This window comes from Mycobacterium kubicae (genome assembly GCF_015689175.1).
In the GTDB taxonomy this organism is placed as follows: domain Bacteria; phylum Actinomycetota; class Actinomycetes; order Mycobacteriales; family Mycobacteriaceae; genus Mycobacterium; species Mycobacterium kubicae.
Window position 1 is genome coordinate 1,402,563 of record NZ_CP065047.1, and the last position, 17,150, is coordinate 1,419,712.

Genomic DNA, 17,150 nt, shown 5'->3' on the forward strand with positions numbered 1-17,150 from the left:
TACAAGGTCACCGATTGCATGACCGTAGGGAGGCAAGCCGATGGCTATCACCGACGTCGAAGTGTTCGCGCATCTGACGGACGCTGACATCGAAAACCTGGCAGTTGAGCTGGACGCCATTCGCCAGGACATTGAAGACTCTCGTGGCGAGCGCGATGCCCGCTACATCCGCCGCACCATCGCCGCACAACGCGCCCTGGAAGTGGGTGGCCGGTTGATCCTGGCCGCCAGCTCACGGCGCTCGGCCTGGTGGGCAGGCGCCGTGACGCTCGGTGTGGCCAAGATCATCGAGAACATGGAGATCGGCCACAACGTGATGCACGGCCAGTGGGACTGGATGAACGACCCGGAAATTCACTCCTCGACCTGGGAGTGGGACATGAGCGGATCGTCCAAGCACTGGCGCTACACACACAATTTCGTGCATCACAAGTACACCAACATCCTCGGGATGGACGACGACGTCGGCTACGGTCTGCTGCGCGTCACCCGCGACCAGCGCTGGAAGCGATTCAACGCCTTCAATCTGGTGTACAACACGTTGCTCGCGCTCCTGTTCGAATGGGGCGTTGGCCTGCAGCACGTGGAAATCGGCAAGCTGGTCAAGAACCGGATGGACCACAACGAGGCCCGGGAGAAGATCGACGAGTTCCTGGCCAAGGCCGGTCAACAGCTCTTCAAGGACTACGTCGCATTCCCGGCGCTGACCTCGCTGTCGCCGGGCGCCACCTACGCGTCCACGATGAAGGCCAACGCCCTGGCCAACATCATCCGCAACGTGTGGGCCAACGCCGTCATCTTCTGCGGCCACTTTCCCGACGGCGCAGAGAAATTCACCAAGACCGACATGATCGGCGAGACCAAGGGGCAGTGGTACCTGCGCCAGATGCTGGGCAGCGCCAACTTCGAGGCCGGACCCGCCCTGCGGTTCATGAGCGGCAATCTGTGCCACCAGATCGAGCACCACCTGTATCCCGACCTGCCGAGCAACCGGCTGCACGAGATTTCGCTGCGCGTGCGGGAGGTGTGCGACAAGTACGACTTGCCTTACACCACGGGCTCTTTCCTGATGCAGTACGGCAAGACGTGGCGCACGCTCGCCAAGCTGTCGCTGCCGAACAAGTACCTGCGCGACGATGCCGACAACGCGCCGGAGACCCGTAGCGAGCGGATGTTCGCCGAGCTGGAGCCGGGTTTCGCCGGCACCGACCCGGCCACCGGGCGCCGCCGCGGGCTGCGGACCGCCATTGCCACTGTGCGGGGTTGGCGGCGCGATAAACGGGCCGCCAAGCAGGCCGAACAGATGATCAGCGACGCCGAGGACTTGGCGGCCTGATCGGCGTTGCGACGCCCCCGATCACCGAGCGGTTCAGGTCCTACGTCGGACTCTGTAGAACGGGACGCAAGTCCTCCAACCGGTCGAACAGGTGCCAGACGTAGTTGGACGAGCCTTGTTCGCGGTGCGGGTGCAGGTCTGCCAGTTGCGGGTCGCTGCGATAGGCGTCGAAGGCCTCCCGGGACTCCCACTCGACCAGGATCAACACCTGCCGCGGCGCGATGTCGCCGGTTACCGCTTCGCTGAACTGCCCCAGCGCAACGACGCGACCACCGTGTGCGTTCACTTGCGCGGGCGCCTGCCGCGCGTACTGCGTGTATTCGGCTCGGTCGGCCACGTCGAACAAGTTCAAGGCATAAACGGTCACGGCCGCTCACGCTACATACTGGGACACGTGCAGGTCTTTGCCGGACAGCAGGTGTCGCACTGGGACTTCCCACGCAACACCGGAAGCGTCGCGTTGATGACCGAATTCGGTTGCGCCAACGGGCTTGCCGTCTCCGAGCTGCTCAGCGGGTCGGGTTTGTCCGAGGCCGACCTGCGCGACCCCAACCGGATGATCGTCGGGCGCCAAGAGCTGGCTGTCGTGACGAATCTGGTGACACTTTTGGGTAAGGAGACCGGTGCCGCCGACCTGGGTGTGCGGGTGGGCGGCAGTTATTACGTCGGATCGTTCGGCATCTTCGGTTTCGCCTGCCTGACGAGTTCGACGCTGGGCGATGCGGTGCGTTTTGCCGCCCGGTTCTATGAACTCAGCTATGGATTCTGTCTGCCCAGTGTCACCGTGGACGGACCAGTGGCGGCGTTGCGGCTCGATCTACCCGACCTGACCGGTCCGGTTGCCGACTTCCTGGTGCGCCGTGACCTGGCGGCGGTCGCCCGAGTGATGTCGGAGTTGCTGGGCAGTCCTATTCCGTTCACGGCCATCGAGTTCGCGGGTGCGCAGCCGTCCTCGGGTGATGCCGCGGCCCGTGCGGCGTTCGGCGTGACGCCGCGTTACGACGCACCCGCCAACGTGGCCTGTTGGCCGGCCGCGCTGCTGGAAAGCCGGTTACCTCAGGCCAGCGAGCTGAGCGTGAGCATCTGCGAGCAGCAATGCGACGCCCTGCTGGAACGCCGTCGACAGCGGACCGGGGTAGCCCGGCGCGTGCGGGAGCGGTTGGCATCGATCGACGGGAAGCCGCACACGATCGCCAGCGTGGCGCGGCAGTTGGCGATGAGCGAGCGGACGTTGCGGCGGCGTCTGGTCGAGGAGAACACCACCTTCCGGGACCTGGTCGAGGAAGTCCACCGGTTCCTCGCCGAGGAGCTGTTGGCGACCGGTGCACTCTCGGTGGAAGACGTCGCGCTGCGGCTGGGTTATGCCGAGGCGACGAGCTTCATCGCCGCGTTCAAGCGGTGGACGGGCACGACTCCGGCCCGCTATCAGCGGGCGGCGGCGCCCCGCGGCCGGTCGTTGGCGGTGTGACGGCCAGTTTGGCCGCGATTATGGATTTGGCGTCCGCAATCGGCTGCCGACAAGGCGGTGCGCGCTCGTAATTTTTTCCTATGACTTCGACTACTCGTCGTCCGCGTGTGCTGGTGATCGGCGCCGGTTTCGGTGGCTTGGCCGCCGCCTACGAGCTCTCCCGAGACGGTCTGGCCGACGTGACGGTGCTGGAGAAAGCCGGTGACATCGGCGGCGTCTGGCGGGAGAACACCTATCCCGGTGCCGCCTGCGACGTCCCGTCGAACCTGTACTCGTACTCGTTTGCCCGAAAGACCGACTGGGGCCGGCGTTACGCCGAGCAACCCGACATCCTGGGCTACATCCAGCACACCGCCGAGCGGTTCGGCCTGCGTGACTTGGTGCGGACGGGGGTCGAGGTCACCTCGGCCGCTTACGACGACGGCAGCGCCACCTGGCAGGTGACGACCGCGAGCGGGGAAGTCCTCGAGGCCGATGTCCTGGTGCCCGCAGTCGGGCAGTTGTCCCGCCCGGCACTGCCGAACATCGCCGGACTCGACACGTTCACCGGCCCGTCGTTCCACTCCGCGCAGTGGCGCCACGACGTCGACCTGGCCGGCAAGCGCGTCGCGGTGCTGGGTACCGGCGCGTCGGCGATTCAGTTCGTCCCGCGTATTCGCCAGACCGCGGCACGGGTCACCGTCTTTCAGCGCTCCGCACCCTACGTCGTGCCGAAGCTGGATCGCGCCTACACCGACACCCACCACGCCGCATTCCAGAAGGTTCCCGGCTTCGCCGCGGCGATGCGCGGCGCCATCTGGGAGACGACCGAGCTGCTGGGCTTCGCGCTGACCAAGGCGGCGCCCCTGGCCCGGGTGCTGCAAGGCCTTGCGTCGTCAAATCTCAAGCGCCACATCAAGGATCCGGTGCTGCGCGCCAAGCTCACACCCGATTACCCGATCGGCTGCAAGCGGGTGCTCTTCAGCAGCGAGTGGTATCCGGCGCTGGCCCAGGACAATGTCGACGTCGAGACCGACGCCATCACCGAGGTCACCACGACCGGTGTGCGTACCGCGGACGGCCGGCTGCACGAAGTAGACGTCATCATCTACGGCACCGGGTTCAAGGCCACCGAGTTCCTCGCCCCGATGACCGTCACCGGCCGCGACGAGCGCGACCTGCACACCGAGTGGGCCGACGGTGCCCGCGCCCACCTGGGCATGGCCGTGCCCGGCTTCCCCAACATGTTCTTGATCTATGGCCCCAACACCAACCTGGGGAGCAGCTCGATCATCTTGATGATGGAGCAGCAGGCCCGCTACATCCGTCAGATCACCGAGGAGCTGGCCCGCGGCGGTGTGGCCCGCGCGTTCGAGGTGCGCCGCGACGTCGAACAGTCCTACGACGCGGCGATCCAGTCCCGGCTGGACAGCGGCGTCTGGACAACCTGCCAGTCCTGGTATCGCACCGCGTCGGGCCGGGTCACCACCAACTGGCCCGGGCTGGTCCACGAATACCAGCGCCGCACCCGCGTCGCGGCCCTCGAGGACTACCACGAAGTGCTGCCCGCGAAAGAAACGCAGGAGGTCAGCGCGTGAGCGCTTTCGACTACGACGTGCTCGTCATCGGGTCCGGCTTCGGCGGCAGCGTCACCGCACTGCGGCTCAGCGAGAAGGGCCATCGCGTCGGTGTACTCGAGGCGGGCCGACGGTTCGGCGATCAGGACTTCGCAAAGAACAGCTGGCACGTCCGGGACTACCTCTTCAAGCCGTCGGTCGGCTGCTACGGGATCCAGCGCATCGACGTCCTCTCCGATGCCGTGGTGCTCAGCGGCGCCGGGGTGGGTGGTGGCTCGCTCGTCTACGCCAACACGCTGTACGAGCCCGGCGACCCCTTCTACGCCGACCCGCTGTGGAGCGGCATCACCGACTGGAAAGACGAGCTCGTACCCTGCTACGACCAGGCCAAGCGGATGCTCGGCGTCGAGACCTATCCGCGAACGACGCCCTCGGACAAGGTCTTGCTGCAAGTGGCCACCGACCTCGGCGTCGCGGATACCTTTCACGCCACCCAGGTCGGCGTGTGCTTCACCGGCGCCGACGGCAGTCCGGCCGCCCCGGGCGCTGCGGTCGGTGACCCGTATTTCGGCGGTGCGGGACCCGAGCGCAACGCGTGTCGCCACTGCGGCGAATGCATGACGGGGTGTCGGCACAATGCCAAGAACACGCTGGTCAAGAACTATCTCTACTTGGCGGAGAAGCTCGGCGCGACGGTTCATCCGCTGACCACGGTTATCGACGTTCGGCCCCATGTTGGGGGCGGGTATGACGTGGTCACCCGCCGTACCGGCAGCAAGCTGCGTCGGAGCCGTCGCACCTTCACCGCGGAGCAGGTGGTGTTCTCGGCCGCCGCGCTGGGCACCCAGCGGCTACTGCACCGGCTGCGCGACCGGGGCAGCCTGCCGCACGTTTCGCCGCGGCTGGGGGAGCTGTCCCGGACCAACTCCGAGGCGATCCTGGCCGTGCGGGCGCGCAGCGACGACGTCGACTATTCCGAAGGCGTGGCCATCACGTCGTCCATCCACCCCGATGAGCACACCCACGTGGAGCCCTGCCGATACGGCCACGATTCCAACCTGATGGGGCTGCTGGGCACCGTGCTGGTCGACAGTCTGGACGGCAGACGGCGGTGGCGGACCGGGATGAAGGAATTCGTGCGGCAACGCCGGGATTTGCGCCGCCTGCTGAACCCCAAGCGGTGGTCGGAGCAGACCATTCCGCTGCTGGTGATGCAGACCCACGACAACTCGCTGACCACCTTCACCCGGCGCTGGCTGTTCGGGCGACGCATGGTCACCCGGCAAGGCGTGGGGGAGCCGAACCCGACCTGGATTCCGGTCGGCCACGAGGTAGCCCGGCGTGCGGCTGAGCACATGGACGGTATCGCCGGCGGCGCCTGGGCCGACCTGGCCGACATCCCGATGACCGGACACTTCATCGGCGGCTGCGTGATCGGCGAAACGCCCGCCGACGGCGTCGTGGACCCCTACCACCGGATGCATGGCCATCCGGGGCTGCATGTCATCGACGGCTCCACGATCACCGCGAATCTGGGCGTGAACCCGTCGCTCACCATCACTGCGCTGGCCGAGCGCGCCACGTCGCTGTGGCCGAACAAGGGCGAGGCGGATCCGCGGCCGCCGCTGGGCTCGTCCTATGTCCGCGTCGCCCCGGTCGCCCCGAACAATCCGGCCGTCCCGGTGGGCGCGCCGGGGGCGTTGCGTCGCACCGACGGGTCGTTCGACGGCCGGGTCGTCAGGTTGTTCGGTTGAGTGTGCGGTGGCGGCGTCGAGGGTGAAGCCAGGGCAGGGTTTTCGCCTACTTCCCGCTGTGAGCGCACACTCAAAGCCGTCAGTGCACTCTCATAGCGGTCACTGGGGCCGCCCCATGGCAGTAACCAGGAACGGTTCGACGATCGAGAGGAACCCGTCGGGGTCCGACGAGAACGGCACATGGCCCGTCGGCAACGTCTGCAACCGCGACCCGGGAATCCTGGCCGCTGTGAGTCGGCCGAATCGTAAGGGAATGGCCGTATCGTGCGAGCCCCACACGATCAGGCACGGCGCGGTGATGCGCGCTGCGTCCGCGCGTAGGTCGTACTCGGGTGAGGCGAAACTGCGCCACAATGCGGCCGTGAGTTCGACCCCCTCGCCGGTACGTGCGCGGGCCAGTGTCCGCTCCTGCACCAGGCGATCGTTGTCGCTGGTCGCCTTCAGATAACTGCGGACGAACCGCGGCAGGATTCGTCTCATCACTACCGGCGTTCCCAGCGCGCGGCAGTACAGCTTGCTGGCGGGACTGGTGATGAAACCGCCCGAGTTGACCAACACCAACCGCGAAACCCGCTGCGGTTCGGTGATCGCCAAGCGCGCCGCGGCGAAGCCGCCGACGGAATTTCCGATGAAGGCTGCTGGTGGAAGGTCCAGTGCTGCAACGAAATCGGCGAGAACGTCGGCAAACGAGGCTGCGGTAGGTCGGTAATTCGGTGACGGGGGAGGCGAGTCGCCGTGGCCCGGCCAGTCCACCGCGATGACGCGATGGTCATAGACGAGCCTCGACGCGATCGCGTCGAAATCGTGACGGTCATGCATCGTCGCGTGCAGCAACACGACCACCGGGCCCGCTCCGCAATCGCTGTAGGCCACCTCGCCGACCCGGGTCGGGACCCTCTCGACCATCGCACTTCCTTTCATTGACCGTCCGGTCGGTCAAAAATAGCATCGCGGTCGTCCCGATCACAAGGAGCCAAGAATGACCGTTCCGCCGTCCGACGCCGAGTTCTCCGAGAAGATGGCCTACTACCGAACGCAACACCGCAGCCGCGGTGTACGACTCACGCACATGATCGGCACGCCGGTGATCTTGGCGGGAATGCCCCTGTTGGTGGTCAAGCCCAGGGTGGGAGTGCCGATGTTGGCCGGAGGCTGGCTGCTGCAGATCGCCGGGCACCGACTCTTCGAGCACAACATGCCCTCGACGCACAAGGGCTGGATCACTTACCAGCTCACCGGATTGATCCACGTGTGCGAGCAGTACGGTCAGCTCCTTGCGCGCCGCAGTCAACGCCGAACGGCGCGCAGGGGCAGGGCTAGAGTCCTCCCATGACCTCGACGCCGCCCCCCGCCCCGACGGGTCGGCGCAAGGAGGCCATGGCCAGAACGCGGGAAGCGTTGATCGATGCGGGTTTGCGGCTGGCCGAACGCACCGGTCTCACCGGGTTGAGTGTCAATCTCATCGTGCAGGACGCCGGCGTGGCGAAAGGCACTTTCTTTCACCACTTCGGTGACCGCGCGTCGTATCTGCTTGCGTTGCACCGCGAATTCCACGATCGGTTGGGCGCGCGTGTGCAAGACACCATCAACGACGTGCCGCCCGGGCGCGAGCGCCTGCTCACTGGGGCCAACGCCTTCCTCGACGGTTGCTTGCGCGACCGGGGCGTGCGCGCGTTACTGCTGGAAGCTCGCGCCGAGCCCGCGGTGACCGGTGAGATCGGCAAGCGAAATAAGACCAACGCCGAGCTGTGCCGCGCCGACTTCGCCGCGCTCGAACACCCACACCCCTACGAAAGCGCGCAGTTGTGGGTGGGCATGGTCGCCGAAGCCGCCCTCATCGAACACCAAGCAACCAAGGCGCTTCCGGCCGTTCGCGACGCCCTGAAACGCTTCCTGCATTGACTTGCGGTGTAACGCCGTTCCTTCGGAAGCGGTTACGGGTTGCCGGTCACCTTCGCGGCCAGCGCCGCCAACTTGGCATCGAGTTCGTTTGCCGCGCTGAGCAATTCCGGGTTCGGTTCGACGACCATCAACGACGACGGCTTGACATAGGTCAGACTGCTGCCTTCGGGTTCGTTTTGCACCAACAGTTCCACCGGTGCGAACAGCCCCGCGGTCACGTCGTGGCGCAACATGGTGATGGCGATCAGCGGGTTGCCGAGGATGACGCGCAACGCCTTGCGGTCGATTCCGGCTTTGCTGATCCAGGCGCCATGGTCGATCAGACCGAAGAGCATGAATCCGCTTGACCCGACGTGAGATTCGACCTGGCGCCGGTACGAATCCCACTCAGCGTTACTCGTGGCGATGTCACCGATCGGCACCGGCTTCTCGCCGATGTCGGCGAACAGCGCGGCCAGAACCTCGTCGTAGCTCTTGGTGCTGTCGTAGCGCACCCGCACGCCGTCGAAACGGGTTTCAGCTGCTGACATCAGCGAGCTCCTCGAGTTGGCGCACCTCATTGTGAGTATGCGCGGCCGGCGTGCGGTCGACGTTGAGGCTGAGCAGTTCCGGCCGGCTGTAGTGACCGCGGGCATCCATCAAGACCTTGCGATTATTGATCAACGAAAAGTCAAGATCAGCAATGACTTCACCCTCACCGGAGCGCAGCGGCTCGCCCAGATACTGACCCTGCGGTGTGATGATCGCCGTGAAGAAGCCGCCGGAGATGGGAGCTGACGGAGCCCCGGTGTCGGCCGCGATGCGGGCCTGTTGATCGGCGTCGAGCCACGCGGTGGCGTTGACGACGAACGCGCCGGATTCCAGTGCGTGGTTGCGCACACTGAGTTCCGTCTGCTCGGCGAACAGGTCGCCGCCGAAGGAGCCGGGGAACATCGCGGAATGAATTTGCTCCCCGTCGGCGATCATGGCGTAACGGGCCAGCGGGTTGTAGTGCTCCCAACACGCCAACTGGCCGATGCGGCCAACCGCGCTGTCGACGGCGCGCAATCCGCTGCCGTCGCCCTGGCCCCAAACCATCCGTTCGTGATAGGTCGGCGTTGTCTTGCGCCGGCGCTGAATGAGGGTGCCGTCGGCGTCGAACAACAACTGCGTGTTGTACAGCGAACCGCCGTCGCGCTCGGTGACCCCCACCGAGACCACCATGTTGGCCGCGCGGGCCGCCGCGCTGATCGCGCCGACCTCCGGGGAGGGAATCGTCACCGCCTGTTCCATCAGCTTGAGGTGTTCGGCCCGCATCTCGAACGGGCGCTGCAGGAACGAGAAGTAGGGGTAGTACGGAATCACGGTCTCCGGGAAGGTCGCGAACTGGACGTCGCGCAGTGCCAGCTCGTGAATCTTGTCGACCACCTTCTGTGCGGTGCCCTCGCGGCTGTAGAGCACCGGACTGAGTTGCACTGCGGCGGCTCGGATTACGGTCATCGGTCTGCCCTTCTAGCCGAGACGCTCGATGATGGTGGCGTTGGCCATGCCGCCGCCCTCGCACATTGTCTGCAGGCCATAACGCTTTCCGCGCTGCTCTAGGGCGTTGATCAGCGTGGTCATGATTCGTGCGCCACTGGCCCCCAGCGGGTGGCCGATTGCGATGGCGCCACCATTGACGTTGGTCTTGGCCAGGTCCGCGCCGGTGTCTTGTGCCCAGGCCAGCACGACCGGCGCGAACGCCTCATTGACCTCGAACAGGTCGATGTCGGCCAAGCTGAGCCCGGAGCGCCGCAACACTTTCTCGGTGGCCGGAATGACGCCGGTCAGCATGTACAGCGGGTCCGAACCCACGACGGTCGTGGTGTGGATGCGCGCCAGCGGACGCAGCCCCAGCTTCTTGGCGGTCTCGCTGGTGGTGATCAAAAGGGCCGCGCTGCCGTCGGACAGCGGCGAGGAGTTGCCAGGGGTGATTTGCCACTGGATCTGTGGGAAGCGCGCGGCCGTGGCCTCGCTGTAGAACGCGGGCTTGAGTGCGGCCAGCGTGTCGACCGTCGTACCGGGGCGGATGATCTCATCGGTGGCCAGCCCCGCGATCGGAACCAGTTCGTCGTCGAACAGGCCGTCCTTGGTGGCGCGGGCGGCCTTTTCGTGACTGGCCGCGGAGAACTCGTCGAGTTGGGTGCGCGAAAAGCCCCACTTGGCCGCGATCAGTTCGGCGCTGATGCCTTGGGGAACCAGGCCCTCGGGGTAACGCGCGGCCATGTCGGTGCCGAACGGGTTGCTGCCGGGCAGCACCGAGGTGCCCATCGGAACCCGAGACATCGACTCCACACCGGCGGCCACCACCAGGTCGTAGGCGCCGGCGATCACGCCCTGAGCGGCGAAACTGATGGCTTGCTGGCTGCTGCCGCATTGGCGGTCGATGGTGACACCGGGCACCGACTCGGGGAATCCCGCGCCCAGCAAGGCATTTCGGGCGATGTTCACGGCCTGATCGCCCACCTGGGTGACGGCGCCGGCGATGACGTCGTCGATCTGCGCCGGGTCAACGCCGGTGCGGGAGACCAGTTCGCGCAAGCTGTGCGCCAGCAAGTCGGCGGGCAGTACGTCGTGCAGCGCACCGTTGGCTTTGCCCTTACCTATGGGGGTGCGTACCGCACCGACGATGACGGCGTCGCGAGACATGGCTCCTCCTTGAGCTGAGTATTTATCGCTATACCTAGCTATAACACCTAGGTATACTGAGTGCAACCTAGATTGGAGGTGATGTGCATGACAATGCTGCAAGGACCTTTGGCCGACCGCGATGCCTGGTCAGCGGTCGGAGAGTGCGCGATCGAGAAGACTATGGCGGTGGTCGGTACGAAGTCGGCCATGCTCATCATGCGCGAGGCCTACTACGGCACCACGCGGTTCGACGACTTCGCCCGCCGGGTGGGAATCACCAAGGCTGCCACGTCGGCACGGCTGACCGAACTGGTCGACCTCGGGCTGCTGAGGCGACAGCCCTACCAGGAACCCGGACAGCGCAGCCGCGACGAGTACGTGCTCACCGAGGCCGGCGTCGACTTCATGCCCGTCGTGTGGTCGATGTTTCAGTGGGGCCGACAGCACCTGCCCGGGCGCAATCGCCTGCGGCTGACCCATTTGGGCTGCGGCGCCGAGACTGAGGTCGAAATGCGCTGCACCGAAGGACATCTGGTGACTCCCGACGAGCTCGGCATGCGGCTGGTCAAGTCTCCCTGAGTGCGGCCAGTAATCGCCGGGCCGCCGCGACCCGGCGCGCCGCCGGACCGGAAAGGGTGTCGAGCGCACATTCCGGGTCGGCCGGCGGTCCCATGTGCCCGCAGCCGCGCGGGCAGTCTTCGATTGCATCGGCGAGGTCGGAGAACGCCATCAGTACATCGTCGGGCGAGATGTGGGCCAATCCGAACGAACGAATCCCCGGGGTGTCGATCACCCAGCCCGAATTGTCCAACGGCAGCGCCACCGACTGCGTGGAGGTGTGCCGCCCCCGGCCGAGGTCGGTGACTACGCCGACTGCCCGGTCAGCCTGCGGCACAAGGCGATTCACCAGGGTCGACTTGCCCACTCCGGAGTGCCCCAGCAGCACGGTGACCTTGCCTTCGAGCAGGTCGGCCACCGCGAGCAGCGGGTCGTCGCGACCGGCGACCACCACCGTCAGGTCCAGATCGACGAACTGCTCGGCGAACGGCCCGGGCGGTGCCAGGTCGGTTTTCGTCAGGCACAGAATCGGTGTCAACCCGCCGGCGAAGGCGGCGATCAGCGTTCGGTCGACCAGCCCGGTGCGGGGCGGCGGGTCGGCCATGGCCACCACGATCAGCAGCTGGTCGGCGTTGGCGACGACCACTCGTTCGGTGGGGTCGGTGTCATCAGCGGTGCGCCGCAACACCGTTCGCCGCGGTCCGCGTCGCACGATGCGGGCCAGGGTGTCCGGGCGGCCGGAGAGGTCACCGACGATGTCGACGTCGTCACCGACGACGATGGGGGTGCGGCCCAGTTCGCGCGCCCGCATGGCGGTGACGCGCCGATCGGGCCGCCCGTCCAGCACACATCCCCAACGGCCGCGGTCGACGCTGACCACCATGGCGGCCTCGGCGTCGGCGTGCTCGGGGCGTGTCTTGGTACGCGGTCGCGAGCCGCGTCCGGAGCGGACTTTGACGTCGGATTCGTCGTAGTCGCCGGGTCTCAACCGCTCGACTCCTCAGGGGCCAACATGCTCGCCCAGAGGCGCGGGAACTCTGGCAGCGTCTTCGTGGTGGCGCCGATGTCGTCGACCTCGACCCCGGGCACGCGCAGCCCGACGATAGCCCCGGCCATTGCCATCCGATGGTCGGCGTAGGCCTGCCACACCCCGGGTCCCAGCGGCGTCGCGGTGATCACCAGACCGTCGGCGGTCTCCTTGCAATTGCCGCCCAGGCGGTTGATCTCGGCGCTCAAGGCCGCGAGCCGGTCGGTTTCGTGGCCGCGCAGATGCGCGATGCCGCTCAGTCGTGACACCGATCCGGTCGTGGCCAACGCCGCCAGGGCGGCGACGGACGGCGTGAGCTCGCCGACGGCGCGCAGGTCCACCTCGAAACCGCCGTATTCCGCCGAGCCTTCCACCGACAGTGACGAATCCTTCTGCCGAACAGTGGCGTTCATGTTCTTCAGGATCGCCAGGATGTGGTCGGCGGGTTGGACGCTGGTGGCAGGCCAACCGGTGATCTCGACAGCCCCGCCGGTGACGACGGCGGCGGCCAGAAACGCGACCGCGTTGGTCAAGTCCGGCTCGACGTCCCAACGCCTGGCCGCGATCGTGCCGGGCCGCACCCGCCAACGGTTGGGGGTTGCGGCGTCGACGTCGACGCCGGCTTGGCGCAGCATCGCCACGGTCATTTCGATGTGCGGCGCGGATGGCAGCGTCGAACCGGTGTGCTCGACGGTCAGGCCGTCGGTGAACGATGCCCCGGACAGCAGGAGCCCGGAGACGAATTGTGATGACGCCGACGCGTCGATGGCCACGGTGCCGCCGGCAACGGATCCCGTGCCTCGGACTTGGAACGGCAAGGCGGTGCCGTCGATGGGGACACCGAGGTCGCGCAGCGCATCCAGCAGCGGCGCGATCGGCCGGGTCCGCGCCTGCTCGTCGCCGTCGAAGGTGACCGATGTCGCGCTCAGCGCCGCTAGCGGCGGGACAAACCGCAGCACCGTGCCGGCCAGGCCGCAGTCCACCCGGGCGTCGGGTCCGGGTTCGATGCGGCCGCTGACCGTCAACTCACTGTCCGCGACGTCGACGCGCAGACCGAGCGTCTTCAGCGCGCCGATCATCAGGTCGGTGTCGCGACTGCGGAGCGCGCCGCTGACGGTGGATCGTCCCGAACCCTGCGCGGCAGCCAGTGCGGCGAGCACCAGCGCGCGGTTCGTCTGCGATTTGGAGCCCGGGATGGTGACCGTTGCGCGCACCGGCGCCGGTGCGAATGGGGCCGGCCAGCGCTTGTTGCTCACCGTCTCATCCTGCCGTGTCGGCGGGTGTCATGGGTATTAGGCACCATGGAGATATGTGTGGACGATTTGCGGTCACCACCGACCCGGCCCTGCTGGCCGAGAAGATTCACGCGATCGACGAAGCCACCAGCGCCGCGTCAGATGTTGCGGGTCCCAACTACAACGTCGCCCCGACGGTCAACATCGCAGCCGTGGTCACCCGCCATAGTGATCCCGACGACGACCCGACGCGGCGGTTACGCCTGATGCGCTGGGGACTGCTGCCGCCCTGGGTCAAGGCCGGGCCGGATGGCGCCCCGGATACCAAGGGGCCTCTGTTGATCAACGCCCGGGCGGACAAGGTCGCCACCTCCCCGGCGTTCCGGTCGAGCGCCAAGTCGAAGCGGTGTCTGGTGCCGATGGACGGTTGGTATGAGTGGCGAGGAAGCTTGGAGGGCCCGAAGGGCAAGAAAAGCGCCAAGACTCCGTTCTTCATGCATCGGGAGGACGGCGGTCTGATCTGCATGGCGGGGTTGTGGTCGGTGTGGAAACCCGCCAAAGACGCTGAGCCGCTGCTGAGTTGCACGATCATCACCACTGATGCGGTGGGGGAGCTGGCCGGAATTCACGACCGGATGCCGCTGATGTTGCCCGAAGAAGACTGGGACGCCTGGCTCAATCCCGACGCGCCGCTCAACGAGGACCTGTTGGCCAAGCCGCCAGACGTCAGCGGCATCGCGATGCGGCCGGTGTCGACGCTGGTGAACAGCGTGCGCAACAACGGGCCCGAGCTGCTGGAACCGGCCGAGCCGGAGCCCGAGCAGATCACGTTGCTCTAGCGGCTGTTCATGCCGCCCCGGCGTCGCAATCCTCGTCGTCGTCTCCGTCCATCAGGAGTTTTTCGGGGTGGCGCCTCTCTGTGTCAATGGTGTGGTGGTTCGGTTATATGGTGGTTGTTAGCTGGCCCGGTTGAGTGACTTAGTCCGAAGCGTCGGTGTTGGGGTTTTAGCCGGCCGCGCGGGACTTCTGAGCCGCCCCCATGTGTCCCGCCGGGTCAGCCCTGAATCTGGGAGCTTCGCGCTGTAATTGGCGGTAGACAACGTCAGATAGGCGCCGTTTGAGGCAGCGCATGGCTTCTTTGCGGCTTTTTCCTTCCGAACGTTTGCGCAGGTAGTAGGTCTTGCCTGGGGATGGGCGCCGGATCTGGGTCAACGCCATGACGTGCAGGCAGTAGTTGAGCTGGCGGTCGCCTGCCCGGGATAGCCGGTGGCGGACCACATCGCCGGAGGAGGCTTCGATGGGAGCGGTGCCGGTGTAGCTGGCGAAGGCGGCCGCCGAGCGGAAACGGGTAATGTCTCCAACCCGCGCGAGGATTTTGCCTGCGGTGAGGGCTCCGATGCCTGCTAGTTGAGTCAGGTTGGTGCCGGTGGCGGTGACTGCGCCATCAATGTCATTGGTGGCTTTGGTGATCCGGCGATCGAGCTGACGCACCTCGCTGATCAGATCGAGCGCCAGGTTACGCAACGCTTTCGAGGCGGGGTGGCGAGGTCGAGCAGCGCGCAGGAGTCCAGCAGCCTGGTCTGCGGTCAGGTTGCGCCCGGCGCCGGCGAGAACCAGCTTTGTCAGTACGACGTGGAGTCGGTTGATGGTCTGAGTGCGAACCTTGACCAGGTCATCGCGATGCTCGACGATCGCACGCAGTGCCGTGGTCTCCGCGGTGTTCTGGGCGCTGTTGAGCGCGTGCGATGTGAGCGCCGCGATACCCACTGATAGTGCGTCGGCATTGTCATTTTTGCGGCCGTGGCCGCTCGACAGCAGCCGGACCCGTGCAGCGAGCTTGGCTGGCACGTCAAGGACCTCGATGCCCTCTGCGTGCAGCCGCGTGGTCAGCGGCGCCCCGAGACCAGGGGCTCCTTCGATAGCCCAGTCTGCGTGGGGCCATCGACGAGCAAAACGCCGCAGCGTCCGGTAACCATCGCGGCTAACTGGGACGCGAATGGTGGCCAAAGGAACCAAAGCGGCATCGACAGCGGCAGCGGTCCATGACCCCTTGTGAGGATCAACGGCAATCACTACCCGGCGGAGGTGAGTATTTGTCGTCACCGAAAGAGCACCAACCCTTCTTCATGAACTCAATTTGGAAGCAAGGAGGGCACACCAACTTTCGGCTACGCAGGCCTCTCTTCAGCCACTCCTTGCCTGAGGCGGTGGTGACCGGCCGGCAAGCCACCCCGGAGTCAGCCAGCAGGCGACAGTGGAAGGTCGAGCCTTGACCGGTCATCACCTAGGAATCATGGCTGCAGACCTGATTCCCTGCACGCATTAGACAAGTTGGTGGTAGGTGTTGGTGCGGGGTTGGCCGTGGTCCAGGTGTGGTGGGGGGATCCATTCGGTGTCGCCTTGGGTGTTGGTGCGGGTGGTGTAGCCCTGTTCGGCGAGTGGGTGGTGGCCGCCGCAGGCCAGGGTCAACTGGTTGATGTCGGTCGTACGGGACTGTGCGTACGGGATGACGTGGTGGACTTCGCAGTAGTAGCCGGTGACGTCGCAGCCCGGGGCGGTGCAGCCGCGGTCTTTGGCGTACAGCACGATGCGCTGGGCCGGGGAGGCCAGGCGTTTGGTGTGATACAAGGCCAGGGCTTTGCCGCGGTCGAAGATGGCCAGGTAGTGGTGGGCGTGGCGGGACAGTCGGATGACGTCGGACATGGGCAGCAGGGTGCCCCCGCCGGTCAGGCCTTTCCCGGCGGCGGCTTCGAGGTCGCGCAGGGTGGTGGTGACGATAATGCTGGCGGGTAGGCCGTTGTGCTGGCCCAGCTCACCGCTGCACAGCAGGGCCCGACACGCCGCCAGCATCCCGTCGTGGTTGCGTTGGGCCGCCGAGCGCAGATCGTGGCGGACCGCGTCTTCGGACGGCGCCCCTTCGACGCACGGGGTGTCGTCGTCGGGGTTGCACATGCCCGGGGCGGCCAGTTTCGCCAGTACCGCTTCCAGGGTGGCGCGCGCTTCAGGGGTCAAATAGCCCGTCAGCCGCGACATGCCATCGACGTCCTGCTTACCCAGCGTGACCCCACGCCGGCGCGCGCGGTCGTCGTCGGTGTAGTCCCCGTCCGGGTGCAGGCAGTCCATCAGGCGTTCGGCGAGTTTGGCCAACTGGTCTGGCCGGTACTGACCGGCCAAGCGCGCGAGATGGGCTTCGGCCTTCTCCTGCGTCTCCACATCCACATGGGCCGGCAGGTGCTTGACGAAATCCCGGATGACCCGCACATGACCCTCACCAATGTGACCGGCGCGCTGGCCGTGGGCGGTGGCGGTCAACCGCGGCGCCAACGCCTCCCCGGTCAACGCGCGGCGCTCACCGAGATCAGCGGCTTCCCCGATCCGCCGACTGGCCTCACCGCGAGTGATCCGCAACCGCGACGCCAACGCCGCAGGCAACCGGCCGCCCAGTTCTGCCTCGCTGGCTTGGGCGGCCAGCTGATTGATCAACTGATGCCGCGCCGCCGGCAACCGCCGCGCCACCCGCTCCAACCGCTCCAACAACCGCAACCGCTCCGGAGTGGTCAACGCATCAAAGGACAACTCACACAAGCGATCCAAGTCGGCATCGAGCGCGTCGAAGACCTCACTGATCTCCTCCCGCGTACTCGAACGCATGTTCGAATGATATC

Annotated in this window: 17 protein-coding genes; 8 read left to right on the plus strand and 9 right to left on the minus strand. The window is 66.4% G+C overall.

The genetic code is table 11. The features are described from left to right. Nucleotides 1–40 precede the first annotated feature (40 nt). A complete protein-coding gene (locus I2456_RS06700) occupies nucleotides 41–1,336 on the plus strand; it encodes a fatty acid desaturase family protein (protein WP_068164543.1) in 1,296 nt (431 codons plus the stop codon). 40 nt (nucleotides 1,337–1,376) lie between these two features. Here I2456_RS06700 and I2456_RS06705 read toward each other — a convergent pair whose 3' ends face one another. Next, entirely contained in the window at nucleotides 1,377–1,703 is a 327-nt protein-coding gene (locus I2456_RS06705; protein ID WP_068029148.1) for a DUF1330 domain-containing protein, read from the minus strand. A 27-nt stretch (nucleotides 1,704–1,730) separates the two neighbouring features. Here I2456_RS06705 and I2456_RS06710 point away from each other — a divergent pair, with 27 nt between their 5' ends. From I2456_RS06710 to I2456_RS06720, 3 genes are all read left to right on the plus strand, one after another. Continuing rightward, nucleotides 1,731–2,804: an AraC family transcriptional regulator gene (locus I2456_RS06710; RefSeq protein ID WP_174814165.1), complete on the plus strand. Its 1,074-nt coding sequence runs from the start codon at nucleotides 1,731–1,733 to the stop codon at nucleotides 2,802–2,804. Between the two features lie 80 nt (nucleotides 2,805–2,884). Beyond that, the gene (locus I2456_RS06715; protein WP_085072825.1) at nucleotides 2,885–4,381 is read left to right on the plus strand and encodes a flavin-containing monooxygenase; all 1,497 of its coding nucleotides are present in this window, start codon (nucleotides 2,885–2,887) and stop codon (nucleotides 4,379–4,381) included. After that, complete coding sequence (locus tag I2456_RS06720) at nucleotides 4,378–6,114, plus strand: GMC oxidoreductase (protein ID WP_085072826.1); 1,737 nt, start codon at nucleotides 4,378–4,380, stop codon at nucleotides 6,112–6,114. The genes I2456_RS06715 and I2456_RS06720 overlap by 4 nt, the downstream gene beginning before the upstream one ends. A 99-nt stretch (nucleotides 6,115–6,213) precedes the next feature. Here the strand turns inward: I2456_RS06720 and I2456_RS06725 are convergent, their stop codons facing one another. Then, nucleotides 6,214–7,020 (minus strand): alpha/beta fold hydrolase, encoded by an 807-nt coding sequence (locus tag I2456_RS06725; protein WP_085072827.1) that lies wholly within the window; start codon nucleotides 7,018–7,020, stop codon nucleotides 6,214–6,216. Between the two features lie 73 nt (nucleotides 7,021–7,093). Between I2456_RS06725 and I2456_RS06730 the strand changes: the two genes are divergently transcribed. Together I2456_RS06730 and I2456_RS06735 are read left to right on the plus strand one after the other, a co-directional pair. Continuing rightward, on the plus strand, nucleotides 7,094–7,447 hold the full coding sequence (locus I2456_RS06730; RefSeq protein ID WP_205880197.1) for a DUF962 domain-containing protein: 354 nt from the start codon (nucleotides 7,094–7,096) through the stop codon (nucleotides 7,445–7,447). Next, complete coding sequence (locus I2456_RS06735; protein ID WP_085072828.1) at nucleotides 7,444–8,016, plus strand: TetR/AcrR family transcriptional regulator; 573 nt, start codon at nucleotides 7,444–7,446, stop codon at nucleotides 8,014–8,016. The genes I2456_RS06730 and I2456_RS06735 overlap by 4 nt, the downstream gene beginning before the upstream one ends. A 32-nt stretch (nucleotides 8,017–8,048) precedes the next feature. Here the strand turns inward: I2456_RS06735 and I2456_RS06740 are convergent, their stop codons facing one another. Genes I2456_RS06740 through I2456_RS06750 form a run of 3 tightly spaced genes read right to left on the minus strand, consistent with a single transcriptional unit; the run spans nucleotide 8,049 to nucleotide 10,683 of the window. Continuing rightward, nucleotides 8,049–8,546, minus strand: a complete 498-nt coding sequence (locus I2456_RS06740; RefSeq protein ID WP_085072829.1) for a DUF302 domain-containing protein — start codon at nucleotides 8,544–8,546, stop codon at nucleotides 8,049–8,051. Further along, a complete protein-coding gene (locus tag I2456_RS06745) occupies nucleotides 8,533–9,495 on the minus strand; it encodes a nitrilase-related carbon-nitrogen hydrolase (protein ID WP_085072830.1) in 963 nt (320 codons plus the stop codon). Before I2456_RS06745 ends, I2456_RS06740 begins: the two co-directional genes overlap by 14 nt. Nucleotides 9,496–9,507: 12 nt before the next feature. Then, nucleotides 9,508–10,683 carry a thiolase family protein gene (locus tag I2456_RS06750; protein WP_085072831.1) on the minus strand — a complete coding sequence of 392 codons (1,176 nt, stop codon included), beginning with the start codon at nucleotides 10,681–10,683 and terminating at the stop codon, nucleotides 9,508–9,510. An 87-nt stretch (nucleotides 10,684–10,770) separates the two neighbouring features. On the opposite strand from I2456_RS06750, the gene I2456_RS06755 reads away from it, so the two are divergent. Continuing rightward, nucleotides 10,771–11,244 carry a winged helix-turn-helix transcriptional regulator gene (locus I2456_RS06755; protein ID WP_085072844.1) on the plus strand — a complete coding sequence of 158 codons (474 nt, stop codon included), beginning with the start codon at nucleotides 10,771–10,773 and terminating at the stop codon, nucleotides 11,242–11,244. On the opposite strand, the gene rsgA is transcribed toward I2456_RS06755, so the two are convergent. Together rsgA and aroA are read right to left on the minus strand one after the other, a co-directional pair. Next, nucleotides 11,231–12,211 carry a ribosome small subunit-dependent GTPase A gene (gene rsgA / locus I2456_RS06760; RefSeq protein ID WP_085072832.1) on the minus strand — a complete coding sequence of 327 codons (981 nt, stop codon included), beginning with the start codon at nucleotides 12,209–12,211 and terminating at the stop codon, nucleotides 11,231–11,233. The two genes, I2456_RS06755 and rsgA, sit on opposite strands and share 14 nt — an antisense overlap. Continuing rightward, nucleotides 12,208–13,506: a 3-phosphoshikimate 1-carboxyvinyltransferase gene (gene aroA / locus I2456_RS06765; RefSeq protein ID WP_139822994.1), complete on the minus strand. Its 1,299-nt coding sequence runs from the start codon at nucleotides 13,504–13,506 to the stop codon at nucleotides 12,208–12,210. Before aroA ends, rsgA begins: the two co-directional genes overlap by 4 nt. Before the next feature lie 53 nt (nucleotides 13,507–13,559). On the opposite strand from aroA, the gene I2456_RS06770 reads away from it, so the two are divergent. After that, nucleotides 13,560–14,324: an SOS response-associated peptidase gene (locus I2456_RS06770; protein WP_085072833.1), complete on the plus strand. Its 765-nt coding sequence runs from the start codon at nucleotides 13,560–13,562 to the stop codon at nucleotides 14,322–14,324. 166 nt (nucleotides 14,325–14,490) lie between these two features. Here I2456_RS06770 and I2456_RS06775 read toward each other — a convergent pair whose 3' ends face one another. Both I2456_RS06775 and I2456_RS06780 read right to left on the minus strand, forming a co-directional pair. Next, on the minus strand, nucleotides 14,491–15,588 hold the full coding sequence (locus I2456_RS06775) for an IS110 family RNA-guided transposase (RefSeq protein ID WP_085072901.1): 1,098 nt from the start codon (nucleotides 15,586–15,588) through the stop codon (nucleotides 14,491–14,493). Between the two features lie 219 nt (nucleotides 15,589–15,807). Then, nucleotides 15,808–17,136, minus strand: a complete 1,329-nt coding sequence (locus I2456_RS06780) for an HNH endonuclease signature motif containing protein (protein WP_163703772.1) — start codon at nucleotides 17,134–17,136, stop codon at nucleotides 15,808–15,810. Between the last annotated feature and the right edge of the window lie 14 nt (nucleotides 17,137–17,150).